This is a genomic window from Psychrobacillus syltrankelensis (assembly GCF_055454035.1).
Map to the genome: position 1 here is coordinate 1766719 of NZ_CM144227.1, position 15872 is coordinate 1782590.

Here is a 15872-nt window from a genome sequence, read left to right on the forward strand (position 1 = left end):
GTAGTATCTTCGGAGATTGCCAATTCCCATTCTGATTATTTCAAGCATCTCTCAGTCTTAGTATTAAAGAATTTATCTAATTTTAATTTTGCTTCGCTGGAACTCCCAAATATAAGCCATTTTCTATTGTATTTTTTGTTACAACAGCTCCAGCTCCTAATTTAACATTCTCTTCAATTATTAAACCTTGTATAATCGTGGAGCCTGTCCCTATCATTGAGTGGGATTTTAATGTAACATTTCCTGAAATTCTACTTCCCGGCATAACCGTGACAAAATCCATCATATTGACATCATGCCCAATTGTTGTGCCAATATTGATATGGCAATGGTCGCCAAGATGGCACTCTGGATTAATAATTACACCTGCGCAAATAATATTTCCTTTTCCAAACTTTACATATTCACTTATTAAGGCATCAGGATGTATAAGATTTAACCATTGGACACAATTTAGTTTTTGAGCAATTTGCTTTCGGATCTCACCGTTTGCTATAGCAATAACACCGTACACTTTTTCCTTTTTTGAACAATTTAATAAGTAATCAGTTGTTCCGATCACTTTGTATCCTAATACTTCCGTTCCTAAAAGATTTTCATTGTCGTCAATTAAGCCAACCAATTTGTATTTTTCGCATTTATTCTTAAGCTGCTCCACGATTTCAATAACTTGTTTACTAAATCCTCCACTGCCAATGATAAAGAGCTTTTTCATTAGTCTCCCTCCATTGAAATTTATTTTTAACCTCGGTTATTGTCCGTACCTTGAAATCTGTTGCTTTTTGCAACATTATTAAAATTAATACCTTCTTTTATAAACACCTTTTTTAAAGTTAAGAAGATGATTTTCATATCCCCCCAAAAGGTGATATGTTCCACATAGTGTACATCCAATTCAAATTTTTTCTCCCAGTCTAGTGAGTTCCTGCCATTCACCTGTGCAAGACCGGATAGCCCAGGTCGTACATTATGACGCTTTCTTTGCTGCTCATTATATAAAGGTAAGTATTGAACCAATAATGGTCTTGGGCCTATAAAAGACATATCTCCTTTGAAAATATTAAAAAGTTCCGGAATCTCATCGAGAGACGTAGCACGTAGAAACTTTCCAAATTTCGTCAATCTATAATTATCTTTAAGTAAATTGCCTCTTTCATCTCTTTCATCTGTCATCGTGCGAAACTTATACATAGTAAAAATTTTCTCGTCCAGCCCAGGTCTATTTTGCTTAAACAACACAGGACTACCCAGTTTAAATCGAACAAGAACAGCAACTACAAAAAAAACTGGACTAAAAATAATAATTGCAATCAGAGATAATACAATATCGAGTGGTCTCTTCAAAAACCTTTTATACATTCCGTGCCTAGAGAGTTTCATCTTACTCACCACAGCTTCCTAATATTCTTTACAACTCTCTCCAAATCACTTGTACTCATCTTTGTATCCGATGGCAAACATATACCATTCTTGAAGAGTTTCTCTGATACACCTTCTCCGATAAAATCATATTGCTGAAAGAATGGTTGCATGTGCATAGGTTTCCATAGTGGTCTTGATTCAATATTCACTTTTTCAAGAGCTTCCATAATATCGAGTGGTCTCACAGTGCCTTTCAATGTCATACAGCTTAACCAATAGTTAGGTTCGTCCCAACTATTGATGGGCATGAATTGAACACCATCTAGGCGCTCTAATTCCCGTTTATAATAATCAAATATGTATTTCTTTTTCTGTATCCTTTTCTCTAATACCTTAAGCTGCCCTCTGCCAATGCCGGCAACAACATTGCTCATTCGATAATTAAATCCTAATTCACTATGCTGATAATGTTTTGCTTGATCTCTCGATTGTGTTGCCCAAAACTTTACTTTTTCCAATCTTTCTTCATTGTTAGATACAAGCATCCCACCACCTGACGTCGTAATTATCTTATTGCCATTGAATGAAAAAATACCATATTCTCCGAAAGTGCCCGTATGCTTTCCTTTGTAATAGGTTCCTAAACTTTCAGCTGCATCCTCTATTAAGGTCACATTATGTTTTTTACAAAGCTCTACGATTCTATCCATTTTGGCTGACAATCCATATAAATGCACAACAATGACTGCCTTCACATTTGGAAACTTTATGAAGGCTTTCTCTAATGCATTCGGACACATATTCCATGTCTCTTCATCACTATCTATAAAAACTGGAGTGGCATTTTGGTATATAATTGGATTTGCTGTAGCAGAAAAAGTGAGGGATGGACAAAAGACTATGTCTCCTTTTTCCACACCTGCCGCTCTAAGAGCCAAATGTATTGCTGCTGTACCAGATGACAGAGCCGTAGCTGCCTTTGAACCTACTTTTTTGGCAAGCTCCCTTTCAAACTCGTCTACGTTTCGGCCAAGTGGAGCAATCCAATTCGTATCAAATGCTTCCTTAATATATTGCAACTCAAAACCCTCATCGCTCATATGTGGTGAGGACAAAAAAATTCTTTCCACCATGTACTTTTCATCCTTCCTTAACTATCACAAGACAAAAATTAAAATTATTTGGATATCATAATCTTGTAGTCATGGAATATTGATTAACTTTAATCGGAATTAATTTGTGACTTTTCTTTTTGTGAGGTAGTAAGTGTTCCACGTTTTTTTGATTGGCAATACCAATCAAAGTTTCTTTCAATTCTTCCTCCGTCATTTCTGGAAGTTTTTGCATAATGTATTCCATTTCCATTTTCGCGATTGGAGTTGCACTACCTATATGGATTTTTGGATGTACGAACTTACTTTGTATCTCATCTTCGTTTAACAATTCTTCATATAACTTTTCTCCGGGTCGAATACCAGAATATTTAATATCAATTTCATCAACTCTAAAGCCAGATAATCTAATTAGACTTTTTGCAAGGTCTATTATTTTTACAGGATCCCCCATATCTAGAACGAATACTTCTCCTCCATTTGCAAGTGTACCTGCTTGGACTACTAATCTTGACGCCTCTGGTATAGTCATAAAAAACCTAGTCATTTTTGGGTCAGTGACTGTTACGGGACCCCCTGCTGCAATTTGTTTCTGAAATAGCGGAACAACGCTCCCTCTAGAGCCAAGAACATTTCCAAATCTCACTGCTGCAAATTTAGTTTTACTTTCTTTTGCAATATTCTGAACCACCATTTCAGCAAATCGCTTTGTTGCGCCCATAATATTCGTTGGGTTAACTGCTTTATCCGTCGATATCATCACAAAATGTCCAACTTTATATTTATCTGCTGCTTCTGCAAGATTTTTTGTACCAAAAATATTATTCTTTACTGCTTCCATAGGATTATATTCCATTAAAGGAACATGCTTATGAGCTGCAGCATGGTATAATACGTCTGGTTTAAACTTAGAAATTATCTCGAAAATGCGCTCTCTATCTTGGATATCTGCAATTATAGGAATAACTTTTGTATTAGATGACACATGCTGTTTCAGTTCCATATCAATGGTATAAATTGAATTTTCACCGTGACCAAGTAGAATAATTTGTTTTGGTTTAAACCTCGCTACTTGTCTGCAAATTTCTGAGCCAATCGATCCTCCAGCTCCAGTTATAAGAATCTTTTTGTTTCTCAGGCTAGCAGTTATAGATTCTAAATCTAGTTCTACCTCGTCACGGCCGAGTAAATCTTCAATTTTCACATCACGCATTTCATTGACACATACTTTTCCAGTCAGTAAGTCTTCAATGAGAGGCATGGTTTGTGTCCGAACTTTAGTGTCTAGACATTGTTGCATAAGATATGAACTTTTCGGTCTTTCTAATGAAGGAATGGCTATAATGATATGTTCAATATCCATTTCACTTACCACATCAGAAATTATGTCCGTCCCTCCCATTACTCTTATATTAAAAATATCTAATCCTATTTTTTTAAAATCATCATCCAAAAATGCAAGTGGTTTTAAAGGAGATTCCTTGTTTTTCAACAATTGGCGGGCAATCATTGTACCAGCTGATCCTGCACCTATAATAAGCGTACGTTTTCTCTCTTCCTGTTCCTTGTTATTGGTTAAAAAAGTACCTTGAAAAACTCTCCATGATAGCCTTGATCCCCCAATTAACAAAATATGGAGCATCCATGTAATAGCAAGTGCTCGGTATAATATTCCACCAGTAGTTATTTGCTGCATAACTGCCACGACAATAATAGACAAAGTTATCGCTTTGAATATGGATACTAATTCTAAGATAGATGCATATTCCCATACTTTTCTATATAAACCAAAGTACATTGCAAACAAGTGATGAGCAACTAGCATAGCTAGTGAGCTATTTAATAGAAGAAAACTTGTAAGTGGATAATCGGTTGGATGTACTAGAAAATATCCTATATATAAGGAGCATAGGACAATACATGAATCGACAAGAACTAACATCGACATCCTTTTTTTAAAGGTCATTGGATTTCCCCCGTCCTTGAAAAATTTTAATCAAAAACTGTTGTCGTTCATTAATTAAATAAATTCCACCATTTATTTAATTTTAAATTTTCAGGTTCCAAAAGGATTATTTCTTTGTTTTCCACAATCCTTGCGTTATTTTCAAGAAATATATCTACATTCTCTAATCTTTTATTTTTCTCCAGATAGGTCAATCCATCATCAAACAAAAAAGGACGATTCTTCAGGTTATGAGCATCCGAGCCATATACGTGCACCAAATTAGCATCGACTAATTGTAAGGAAAGCTTTTGAATGTTTTTTCCAAAGTGTCCAGCAATGCTTCCTGCTGTTATTTGAGCTATGGCTCCATGGGTTATCAATTTTGTTAAACGAGCAGGTTTGTCCGCAATTCCTTTATTTCTTTCAGGATGAGCAATGACAGGAATGAACCCCTCTTCTAACAAATCCTGTATAATATTTACTGTATAGTTTGGTACTTCTTGGAAAGGAAGCTCTAACAAAACATATCTAGAGTTTGCTAGTGTATACACTTCATTATTTTTTATTAGATCTACCAAATCTATCCGCAACCGAACTTCATGACCTAAATGAATCTTTAAAGGAATTTTCTCACTTTCAATTTTTTCTTGTAAAATGGTTAGTCTATCTTTTACTATTTTTGCATTTGCATTGTATTGAGGATGCAAAACATGAGATGTGGATACTATTTCTGTTATTCCTTCATTCACTGCATATTCAAGCATCTGAATTGACTCTTCTTTACTCATTGGACCATCATCTGCATCGAATAAAATATGACTATGAATATCAATCATTTAATTATTACTCCTCTTTATTAAATATTTAAAAAGTAGAAATATATGATATTCCCCTTACTCTACCCCATAGTAATGATAGTAATAGTGATCCTTTTCCAGTTTAAAATTATTTAAAAGAACCCCAAGAATGTTTGCTTTTGACTTAATTAAAGCTTCTTTTGCTTTTTGCACACTTACTTTTTCTGTTGCCCCCGAATTAATAACTAAAATAGTGCCATCACATTTGTTTGATAGAATTTGGGAGTCAGTTACTGATAATAGGGGTGGAGCATCAAAAATGATAAGATCATAATCCTTCGTTAATTGATCGGTCAACAAATCCATCATTTTTGAGCTAATCAATTCCGCTGGATTTGGAGGAATTGGACCACTCGTTATCAAGTCTAGTCCATCTATTGAAGTGGATATTAAAACATTCTTGACTTCCCACTTTCTTGTTAATAAGTTGGATAATCCCATTGCATTAGACATATGAAAAGTATGATGCATAGTGGGTTTCCGCATATCAGCATCAATTAGTAAAACCTTTTTCCCCTCCTGGGCAAATACAATTGCTACATTTGCAGCTGAAGTTGACTTCCCTTCTCCAGGTGCAGAGGAAGTAAAAAGCAATGTTTTTAAATCTTTATCCGGCATGGAGAAAGTAATATTTGTTCGAACTGTTCGAAATTGTTCGGATACTATTGACTTTGGATTTTCAGTCGTTATTAATTTACGAGCTGCTGTTTGTTTTACTTTTTGTTTCTTTTTAAACATAGCTAATCACCTCTTCTCTCTCCTGTTTTGAATAAGATCACTCGGCTGAGGCATATCATTTTCTGAAATAGGGCTAACCAATCCTAGTATAGGTAGAGCAAGTAACTCCTCAATATCTCGCTCTGTTTTTACGGTAGTATCAAAATATTCCATTAAAAATGCAATACCTATACCTATCATCAATCCCAAAATAGCACCTATTACCATATTTAGAATTGGATCTGGTTTAACTGGAGTCGGGTTCTTTCCATTTATAGCAGGAGAAAGAATATTGACATTATCCACATTCATTAACATTTTTATTTCTTCTTGAAATACTTCAGCAGTGGTATTTGCTATATCGACTGCTTTATAGGACTCAGGATCTTGTACACTTATGTTGACGACCTGAGAATTTTGCGCACTAGTGACGTTAATTTGACTCGTAAGAGCAGTTGGAGTAGTTTTTAAGTCTAATATTTCGATAACCTTTGATAAGATAGCAGGGCTTTTGATAATAATATTGTATGTATTGATGAGTTGTAGATTTGCTTGTATATCCTGCGAAGTAAATGGTTGTTGTTCGATCTTCTGTTGATTTACAAGTATTTGTGTCGACGCTTGGTAGATGGGTGTTAGAAAGAAGAAACTAATTACACCTGCTATGATTATTCCAGTAACCAATGATATAACTATCAAAGTAAATCTTTTTTTGAACGTTTTTAGTAACTCTTGTAAGCTAATAGTCTCTTCCATTTACTTGTATCTCCTTTACAAGTCTTTCAAATTTTTTTTACTATAGCATATATTTAGTTAACAAAATATTTTTTATGGTTAAATTTGCGAAAAATGATATATATTGTCGAATTATACAAAAAACCGCTAGGACTTACTGCCCGAGCGGAATTTTTAACGTCTATCTAACGCCTTGCTTAGTAAGCTATCCCGTCGCGCTTTTTTCCGAGCTTCATAATCCTCTTTAAAGCTTTGAGCATATGATTTATCAAAACCATTTGCAATTAGATCTTTTTCTACTACGTTCATAACTCCATAGAAGATTTTGTCTGTACTTAACTCAAGTTCATTGGCTGCAGCTACATACTTTTTGTAGAAGTAAGCAAAGTTCACTCCTTCTGTACTCTCTTTCTTTTCTTGATATTCATTGAACGCACGACGAGTGAGCGAATCTAATTTAGAATCTGCTTGATCTTCTAAACTTTCAAATGCAGGTTTATATCTCTCTTTTATAGTAGATACTGTCGGCTTGTCATTAGTAGCCTTGGTCGTACTTTCATTAATATTTGGATTGCTGGAAGATGGTGTAGAAGACCCTTTTTCAGATGCTAAAGCGGATTCTGTTTCAGAGGTTTCTTCAGCCACGGTAACATTGGATGTACTTTCCTTATCGCTCTCACTTTCTATAATCTCCCCATTTTCATCTATAAGAAGATTAAGACCATTAGGGAGTTCTACTTTATAAGACTCTCCTATAATTTTTGTAACTTCTTCATCCGCCACTTCGTATTCTTTAAACTTAAATAAATAGAGTAGATAGCTTCCTCCCCCAAGAAAAAGCACTAATGCAACGCTAAGAAAAATTTTCAGTTTTTTCATACAGTTCCCCTTTGTTTTATTAATAAACACATTTTTGTAATTCCCTTAATATTCATTTATAAACCCATTTTATAAATAAAATCGGAACAAAAATGTAATTCTGTAAATATTTACAGAAAAACCCTCCCACTAAAATTGGTGAGAGGGCTAAAAACTAATTATTATTGAAAAGATATAGAAAAGTTAACATCTATTTCAGCACCATTGTTTACCGTTAATGGTAAAATTATTGATTGACCTTTCAAATCACTTAATGATTTAGCACCTGTTGGAAACAATGATTGAATATACGCTATAGTCTCCAATGATATTGGATCTTTCCCATTCACTTTTGTCACTCCTAGCTGACTAGTAAATGCTGAATAGAATCCTTTATTTAAAAAGTCTAATATACTCTCATCTTCCTGGATAGTTACAATTAAAGAGTTAGATGCTATTGTTGACATTGTAAAATTTGGACTTTGATTTAGAAAAGTTACTAAACCTGCTACTTTCGAATCCAATACCTCTTGTGGAGTTAGTGATCCGTTAATTGCTTCTCTCACTTTTGCTACTTCATTTAATAGTGCAGCAACAAATTTGTTAGAAGAAGCGTCTGGTAGTCGGTGCAATAAAGCATCAATTTCTGCGTAAGCTGCTTTAGCTTCTGCTATTTTCCCATTAGCCAATAAATTATTGATTTTATTGATCTCCATATAAATTGTTACAGGAACCATTAATTCATCACGTTTGGCATCTGCGGTTTTTTTGTAATGATCTAACAATAAATCACGAGCTGCTTTACCAGAAAAACGATATAAAATTGCTGATCTACCTTTCAGTTGATAAGATAATTGATGATATCCCTTTTCAACAGTTGCAAAATCATTTCTTTCTTGAGCTGCATTGATTTCACTCATGATTGGTACTAAATATTTGGTTGCATAGTTATAAGCATCAATATAAGGGATTAAGCCTTTTACAATCTTTTCGTTATACAAATTATCAATCTCTTGCAACTTCGATTCCTTTTGTGCAGTAGAAATTGAAGATGAATTTATAACTTTTCTAGTTAATTCGTAGTTTCTCTTTGCACTATTTAACGATGGATATAAAATATTGCTTGATACTAGTTGCCCTCTTAGTGCTGGATACACATAGTTCGTCGTCCCTCTGTTTAACTCTGCTTTCATGGAGTTAAAAGATTGATCTACAGTTGTGTTCCCGTAAGTTACTGATGAAAATGATAAAACTGAAGTTGTTAACAACACCGCTGCTGCTGATTGTTTCCAAAACCTTCTTCCCATAATACTCCTCCTCTAAAGATTAGAATTAGTCGTTGAGAAATTATCAATATATTTCAACAATTTCATAGTACTATCAAGATTTATACAATTCAACTTTTTGTCGACAGTTTTATACATCATTCGATAAAAAAGTATAAAATGCATCATAATAAGTAGTTAATTAGAACCAATTATTAAAATGAGGATTTTTTCCCTAAATACTCAATTAAATTTCAGACACTTTCAGTAATAAAAGTTTGAATAGTAACTTTTCTCAACTAAAAAAATTATTTTTTCGTTTTCTCAAATGAAGGATGAGTCTAAAATTTTTTATATTAATCTAGTAGTATCAGACAAAAAACTGGTACTAATTGAGGATTTTACCTATTATTGTCCTGAAGAAGATTTAATTATCATTCTTAAACGTCTTTTTCTAAACAAAAAAGACCCACATTCGATTTCTCAAATGAAGGAACTTCTAACATGCTATTTATAAATATTACTCCCATCTCTAGGAGTTACCGTGCGTAATTTACATGATATCTCCCGAAGTGGAGGGTGGTTTTTACTTAATATAATTCCTCTAGTTGGTCCTATTATTGTAATTGTATTTACGTGTCAAGATGGACAAATTAGTGAGAAAAAATATGGGTCATATCCTAAAAGATAATAAGTTAACCGCTCCTTTATAGAGCGGTTATTCTTTTTCAGCAACTATGATTTATGGATCCTAATATAATAATCAATCAGCTCATCCAATATTGTGTGTAAATCTGAAAATTGATAGCCGAGTCGATTCGCTTTTTCGGTATTAATAGACCACGAACCAGGAAGTGCATACGGTGAATTGTTTGCTACTGGTGCATCATGCACAATATTGGCCGATTTCCCTACACGATTTTCTATTTTTCTTATAAGGTCTCCCAATGAAATATTCTCTGCACATCCAGGATTAATCGGTCCAGTAAAGGAGGATTGACTCAGTTTATATAGAAAGTCTGCTGCTTCATCTGAAAGAATAAAACTATAACTTGCTTTCGGATTTTTTATCCCTAGCGTTTCATTGTTTAGCACTTTATCTACATGAAATTTTAATCTTTCCGTGAAATCGTCAGTTCCAATAACAATTGGAAACCTCACTGCTACAACATCGAAATCACTTTGATTAAATAATACTGCTTCAGCAGCACGTTTTGCTTCTTGATACCCCTCGTAGCCAGCATATTGTTTTCTACTTTTATAGTCAAAAGTAAAATCTTCAGGGATAAAATCTTCTTCTCTCCATTTAGTACCGTACTCATAAACTGCTTGAGTAGATGTAAATATATAACGCTTAACCTTCCCTTTTAGAGCAGATACTGTATCGAGCGCTTCTTGTGGAGACTGACAGGATTGATCGTATACGATATCCCATTTCCTATTAGAAAATGCTTCTTCTAATGATGATTTTTTCTCTCGATCTATGATCAGTCGCTCCACTTTTTCACCAAATGGATCTTTATTAAGGCCCCGAGTAGCTATTGTTACGTGCTTCCCATTTTCCAAAAGCTTATACACAAGCTTTTTACCAAAAAATTGAGTCCCACCTAATACGAGAACATTTTCCATCTCTTTCCCCTCATTTCAATTGACTAATCAGTTCCATTCACAGCACTATTCCACAGAGATTACTTCTAAAGGAGCTTCTGGTTCTTTTGGAATCTCCACGTTACCGCCATTTGATTGTTTTAATAAATTCAACTTACTCTTAGAAGGAGTTTCATACTTAACGGAAGCATTTTTTTGAACGAAAGCTCCTCCCCCTACTCCATACAATCCACCATTATTGCTTTTATAGCTATATACTCGGTATTCTTCCCCTTTTTTAAGTTCACGGATTTTTGTCAAAGAGTTATCTTTTTCTAGTTTCCATAAAGTTGCGCTCTTAAGAATCGTTGCTTTACCAATTTGACCAACCTTTAATTCTGTTTTACCCCACATCACTTTTGTCATCGCGCTTGCTTGGTTTGTATTAAGTGTCATAACTGAAACAAGTAAAATTATTACGAATGCTATTCGAACGGTTTTTTTCATCATAATTAATTTTCCTCCTTTTGAATATTCTTCTATTTTACAACAATAAGCTTTCTTCCACTATCTATTAATCTATTAACTACCTATAAGGGGAGCTAAGCATTTTATTATGATATAATGGAAGAATACTATTTAAATGGAAAGGAATTAAATAATGACAAATTCTCCTAAAACTTTTAAAACGGAAATAGCCTTTTCTGCTGATTGGGAAATACCTGCACAAGAGAAATATATATTTCAATATTTTCATCAACAATTAGAAAACTTGGAAGCTAACCAACTTCATGTTCATGGGGTAAAACTATATACAGTTGATTCTGGAATCGTTGTAACAGCTATTATAAGACACTCTTTAGCTAAGAAATTACGTCTAGAACAAGTAGTACTAGTTGTGAAAGATAAAGAAGGGAAAGAACTAGCGAAAAAACAATTTGATATGGAGTTGTTTGGCGAGTTAGAACCATGTACTGCTAGACCTTGGAATTTTCTATTTGAAGCAGAGGATCTACTTGTTCCTTATGAAGAGATAACAAATGAAATGGATTTTGAAATGGTATTCGAGTATTACGAAAAGGTAGTAAAAGATTTTGAATTGTATTTAGATGAAAACTGGTCAAATGGACTTACAGATGATCAAAAAGGCTATGTACATAGTTTAGTTTCTTCATTAGAACCACTAAAAGAGAATGAAATCTCGGTAGTCGGATTCCATTTCCATGAAACAGAAGACGCAGTCCAAATTTATATCATCATTCGTAATGCATTTTCCCAATCATTAACAATTGAAAACCTGCCAATTCAATTGTTTGATGCAGCTGGAGATATGGTATGTAAACTTGGTTTTCCAATTGGAGAATTTCAAATTGATACAAAACAAGCGCGTCCGATTAGCTTGTCTTTCCCAAAAGAAGTGTTCATGAAAGAAAATCCGGACTTCAGTTCTTGGATGATTGAAATGATTCCACAAACTTTATAAACACAAGTAAAACCGTTATAGAGACATTCTATAACGGTTTTGCTCATATATATAAAAAAAGTTATATCCATCTGAATTCATTCTTTAGTTCCGAGGATAGAATCGGGGCTACTCAGTCCAATTAAATATCGCTGTTTTTAAGAAATAATTCTTTAATGAAATAATAAAAATGAGAGACCCTCGTATCGATCTCTCTTACTTTTTCTATAACTGCTTTTGATTTATTTATTTTAAAATAATGACAACTAGCCAGTCTTAACAGAGAAAAGATAACTTCAAAATTAAACTACAGGTGGATGGATTGGAAAGAAATTCGCTTCATATTCTGCATGAGAATCTATTGCTGTTTCTACTTTCTCAGCGTTCATATTTGTAGCTAGGGCCACAGACATGATTAGTATAAGAAGAATTGCTTTTTTCATTATTTTACACCTCCTTTACATAATGAATTGCACAGCCTTTTCAAATTTCCCTTCTTGTTTATAGTAATCAGCTAAGATATTTGAAAAGTGAAGATGAGCTTCTTTTAACTCGCCTCTCTTCGAGGTGAAAGGCAATAACTTTTCTTCTAAAAATATCATGGCTTTTTCTTTTTGGTCATTTAATAAAAATAAATAAAATTTTGCGTATAATTGATAATGTATAACTTTCATTAAAAATGCTTCCTCTTTTAAAAGTTCAAAACTATCTTTGCTTTCTGACCATCGCTCTAATCTAAACTCCGTTTGGGAAACATTATATAAACAAAGCAGGTAGTTTTCATTGTTTGTAGGCATAATAGACGAACTTTTTTTAAAATAAGCAAGTGCGATCGAATAATTACCCATATTATGGTGTAGGTCACCTATATTGTGATATACCTGAGAAAGTAAATTACTATGAGGAAACATTTCTGTGATTCGTAAAAGATGATTATACGTTTCAAGAGCTTCATTATAAACTTTTGAACGTGAATAATTGATCGCTAGTGACATGAGCGTATAAATAATTCTTTTGAAGTTATATTGTTCTTTAAAAAATTGCAGTGCTTTTTTGCCGTAAAGTATAGCCTGACTCGACTGATCTAAATACCCTTTCACAACTGCTAAGTGATAATATATCTCCCCTTCAAAAGAACCAAGTCCCATATTCTCTTCTATGATGAGAGACAGTATTTCATCCGCTTCATCATACCTCCCTCTTAAAACTAAAATTAACCCACTAAAATAAGAAAGTAAATACTTTTCATGTTGGGAAAAATTCTGTTTTTGGAATTGCAACCACTTTAACTGTTTTTCTGCAATATCTACATCCTTAATAAACAGATAATATCTTAACTTGTATAATTCATATAGATACATATAGTCCGTAAATATAACTATTTCTTTATAATTTTCTAATTGTAAGAATGCCTCTGTTACCTTTTCTTCCTCGCAATATTGAATATGAGCTAAAAATTCAGTTAATAAATGTCGAATGTTTCGTGCACTGTTTTCTACATCTTGCAAACTTATCGTTAATCTTTCGAGCAATAATCGTATCGTTTCCCGATTTGCTTCTTTACTATTATTTTCTATTTTACTTAGATGAGGAACCGAACAAATCCCCATAGCTAGCGTACTCTGAGTCATTTCTTGTTTTAATCGGTGGTACTTTATCAACGAACCTATTTGCACAATCTCACCTCCTATAAGATTATCTTATTAATTATATAATAGTTTAAATTTTCCCAATAAACAAAACTATTTTTATGTGATAGTTTATAAGTGTACCAAAAAATACAAATAAAAAGGAGCAAGGACAATGAGCAAATTGAAGATGATTTTGTTAAGTGCACTACTCGCAGTAGCATTAACCGTACCAGTTCAAGGAAGCTTTGTTGCAAACGCCGCCTCTCCTAATGATGACACCATGAATTCTGCAAATGATTTGGAAACTTTCCGAGTCTATGTAGAAGCTAACAACAAAACGATGAAAACTAGTTTAAAAGGTTCATATAAGGTACGTTGGGAACTAACAGAGAATGGGTTCTCTACAGAAATGAATGAAAAGCAATTTGAAGCTTTGCAAAAAAATAAAAATATTACCGTTACTAAAGTGCAAGAAGTTACGTTAGACACAGATACTCGCTCGACAGAATTTGAAACAGCTGCTGGTGAATATCCTACACAACAAACACCTTGGGGAATTAAAGCAATCTATAATAATAGCAATCAAACTACTACTTCCGGTGGAAAAGGTATTAACATTGCTGTCCTTGACACTGGTGCAAACACCACCCACTATGATTTAGTCAATCGAGTAAAGCAATGTAAAGATTTTACGAGAACTCCTTCTATCATTAACGGAAGCTGTTCGGATGGAAATGGACATGGCACACATGTAGCTGGTTCTGCTTTAGCGGATGGTGGTAGTGACAAAGCAGGTATTTATGGAGTGGCACCAGAGGCGAATCTTTGGGCATATAAAATCTTAGGTGACAACGGTTCAGGTTACTCAGATGATATCGCTGCAGGTATAAGACATGTAGCGGATCAAGCAGTAGCTACTGGAACAAAAACTGTGATTAATATGTCTCTAGGTTCTGCGGGTAACGACTCTCTAATTTCAAGTGCAGTAACCTACGCTTATGGTAAAGGAGTATTAATCGTGGCAGCTGCTGGAAATTCAGGTCCTTCTCAAGGGTCCATTGGCTACCCAGGAGCGCTTGTCAATGTCATCGCAGTAGCAGCTCTTGAAAATGTACAGCAAAACGGAACGTACCGCGTTGCCGACTTCTCTTCTCGAGGGTATGCTGCAACCGCTGGTGATTATATTATCCAACAAGGAGATGTGGAAGTCTCTGCTCCTGGTGCAGGCATTTATTCTACTTGGAATAATGGTGGCTACAATACGATTAGTGGTACATCCATGGCAACTCCTCACGTTGCAGGTTTAGCAGCAAAGATTTGGGCTCAAAATCCATCTTGGACAAACACTCAAGTTCGTGCCGAGATACAAAAACGTGCAAAAGCAGTAGATATTAAAGGTGGGATTGGAGCATCCACTGGAGATGACTATGCATCTGGCTTTGGTTTTGCACGAGTGCAATAGCTCTCCTTTGGACCAACAAATAGTAGAGTGCGCATTCCTAATTTGTGTTACATCACTCTTAAGTTGAATACCCCCTCCATTTTTGAGTGAATTATATATAAGCCTTCAAGTAAATTATTGCTTGAAGGCTTTTTATTATTTTAGAAAACTCCATCAAGTAAAAAAAGCAACTGAAACAAACCTTTCAGCTGCTAATATCCTCTATATAATTTAGTTGTGCAGTAGTCTCACCCTATCTGGGATTATTCTTTTCTACGTATGGTCTAAATTTCGATGAATAAGACGGTAGGTATAGATTGCGTTGTTTAGTCTTTGCTGTTGTTTTAGTAGTACGATTTTGGAGACATTAACCGGAAAGGTCATTCCATTTCTAAATGTCACTTGGGACTTGCCTTTTCCTGTTGGCTCAATTTCAAACTGGTGGTTAAAAATCCAAACACATTCGACGCTTTTATAGGACTTAGTTGGAAAGGCTCCAAACTCATTTGGATCAATAAGAACAGGAGTTTTAACTAAATAATTCATTAATTTTTTCGTTGCTTCCATACGCCCTTCTATTGTAGAAGCAAATAGGATGCAAGCATTTCCCATCAATTGTGGCACAGACATTTTGGAAAAGAAAATTCCATGGGTTGTAATAATTTTTGACTTAAACTCACCTGTAAAAACTGATTCAAGCATCAAAGTATGTTTGTTTATTAAATTAGAATCACAGTTTTTCAAAAATAAATCCCCCTTTTCATCAATATGGATATATTCTACCAAACTTTCATATATTTGTATAGTTTTAATTTACTGAAAATATGTAATTATGTGAATTAATTTTATGCATTAGTAATTACTACCATTATTAAACAATTAGTTCTGTCTGAACGA

General features: G+C 34.2%; 17 protein-coding genes. 3 read left to right on the plus strand and 14 right to left on the minus strand.

Annotated features, from left to right (window positions below):
* Positions 1–82: 82 nt before the first annotated feature.
* From ACTSKG_RS08605 to ACTSKG_RS08645, 9 genes are all read right to left on the minus strand, one after another.
* On the minus strand, positions 83–715 hold the full coding sequence (locus tag ACTSKG_RS08605) for an acetyltransferase (RefSeq protein WP_464757770.1): 633 nt from the start codon (positions 713–715) through the stop codon (positions 83–85).
* Positions 716–741: 26 nt separating this feature from the next.
* Entirely contained in the window at positions 742–1380 is a 639-nt protein-coding gene (locus tag ACTSKG_RS08610; protein WP_464758002.1) for a sugar transferase, read from the minus strand.
* Positions 1381–1385: 5 nt separating this feature from the next.
* The gene (locus ACTSKG_RS08615; protein ID WP_464757771.1) at positions 1386–2495 is read right to left on the minus strand and encodes a DegT/DnrJ/EryC1/StrS family aminotransferase; all 1110 of its coding nucleotides are present in this window, start codon (positions 2493–2495) and stop codon (positions 1386–1388) included.
* 55 nt (positions 2496–2550) lie between these two features.
* A complete protein-coding gene (locus ACTSKG_RS08620) occupies positions 2551–4440 on the minus strand; it encodes a polysaccharide biosynthesis protein (protein ID WP_464757772.1) in 1890 nt (629 codons plus the stop codon).
* 50 nt (positions 4441–4490) lie between these two features.
* On the minus strand, positions 4491–5258 hold the full coding sequence (locus tag ACTSKG_RS08625; protein WP_464757773.1) for a tyrosine-protein phosphatase: 768 nt from the start codon (positions 5256–5258) through the stop codon (positions 4491–4493).
* Between the two features lie 57 nt (positions 5259–5315).
* On the minus strand, positions 5316–6017 hold the full coding sequence (locus ACTSKG_RS08630; RefSeq protein ID WP_464757774.1) for a CpsD/CapB family tyrosine-protein kinase: 702 nt from the start codon (positions 6015–6017) through the stop codon (positions 5316–5318).
* Positions 6018–6023: 6 nt separating this feature from the next.
* A complete protein-coding gene (locus ACTSKG_RS08635; protein WP_464757775.1) occupies positions 6024–6752 on the minus strand; it encodes a YveK family protein in 729 nt (242 codons plus the stop codon).
* A gap of 153 nt (positions 6753–6905) precedes the next feature.
* Entirely contained in the window at positions 6906–7610 is a 705-nt protein-coding gene (locus ACTSKG_RS08640) for a hypothetical protein (RefSeq protein ID WP_464757776.1), read from the minus strand.
* Positions 7611–7771: 161 nt separating this feature from the next.
* Positions 7772–8896: a hypothetical protein gene (locus ACTSKG_RS08645; protein WP_464757777.1), complete on the minus strand. Its 1125-nt coding sequence runs from the start codon at positions 8894–8896 to the stop codon at positions 7772–7774.
* Between the two features lie 475 nt (positions 8897–9371).
* Between ACTSKG_RS08645 and ACTSKG_RS08650 the strand changes: the two genes are divergently transcribed.
* The gene (locus tag ACTSKG_RS08650; RefSeq protein WP_464758003.1) at positions 9372–9545 is read left to right on the plus strand and encodes a DUF805 domain-containing protein; all 174 of its coding nucleotides are present in this window, start codon (positions 9372–9374) and stop codon (positions 9543–9545) included.
* A gap of 44 nt (positions 9546–9589) precedes the next feature.
* Here the strand turns inward: ACTSKG_RS08650 and ACTSKG_RS08655 are convergent, their stop codons facing one another.
* Both ACTSKG_RS08655 and ACTSKG_RS08660 read right to left on the minus strand, forming a co-directional pair.
* Positions 9590–10483, minus strand: a complete 894-nt coding sequence (locus ACTSKG_RS08655) for an NAD-dependent epimerase/dehydratase family protein (protein ID WP_464757778.1) — start codon at positions 10481–10483, stop codon at positions 9590–9592.
* Positions 10484–10528: 45 nt separating this feature from the next.
* Positions 10529–10951: a hypothetical protein gene (locus ACTSKG_RS08660; RefSeq protein WP_464757779.1), complete on the minus strand. Its 423-nt coding sequence runs from the start codon at positions 10949–10951 to the stop codon at positions 10529–10531.
* 151 nt (positions 10952–11102) lie between these two features.
* Here ACTSKG_RS08660 and ACTSKG_RS08665 point away from each other — a divergent pair, with 151 nt between their 5' ends.
* A complete protein-coding gene (locus tag ACTSKG_RS08665) occupies positions 11103–11924 on the plus strand; it encodes an SLAP domain-containing protein (RefSeq protein ID WP_464757780.1) in 822 nt (273 codons plus the stop codon).
* Positions 11925–12205: 281 nt separating this feature from the next.
* Here the strand turns inward: ACTSKG_RS08665 and ACTSKG_RS08670 are convergent, their stop codons facing one another.
* Together ACTSKG_RS08670 and ACTSKG_RS08675 are read right to left on the minus strand one after the other, a co-directional pair.
* Positions 12206–12346, minus strand: coding sequence for a hypothetical protein (locus ACTSKG_RS08670; RefSeq protein WP_464757781.1), 141 nt, complete (start codon positions 12344–12346; stop codon positions 12206–12208).
* A 15-nt stretch (positions 12347–12361) separates the two neighbouring features.
* A complete protein-coding gene (locus ACTSKG_RS08675) occupies positions 12362–13579 on the minus strand; it encodes a tetratricopeptide repeat protein (protein ID WP_464757782.1) in 1218 nt (405 codons plus the stop codon).
* Positions 13580–13706: 127 nt separating this feature from the next.
* Here ACTSKG_RS08675 and ACTSKG_RS08680 point away from each other — a divergent pair, with 127 nt between their 5' ends.
* Positions 13707–14996, plus strand: a complete 1290-nt coding sequence (locus tag ACTSKG_RS08680) for a S8 family peptidase (protein ID WP_464757783.1) — start codon at positions 13707–13709, stop codon at positions 14994–14996.
* Between the two features lie 252 nt (positions 14997–15248).
* Here ACTSKG_RS08680 and ACTSKG_RS08685 read toward each other — a convergent pair whose 3' ends face one another.
* On the minus strand, positions 15249–15719 hold the full coding sequence (locus tag ACTSKG_RS08685; protein WP_464757784.1) for a competence protein ComK: 471 nt from the start codon (positions 15717–15719) through the stop codon (positions 15249–15251).
* Positions 15720–15872 lie beyond the last annotated feature (153 nt).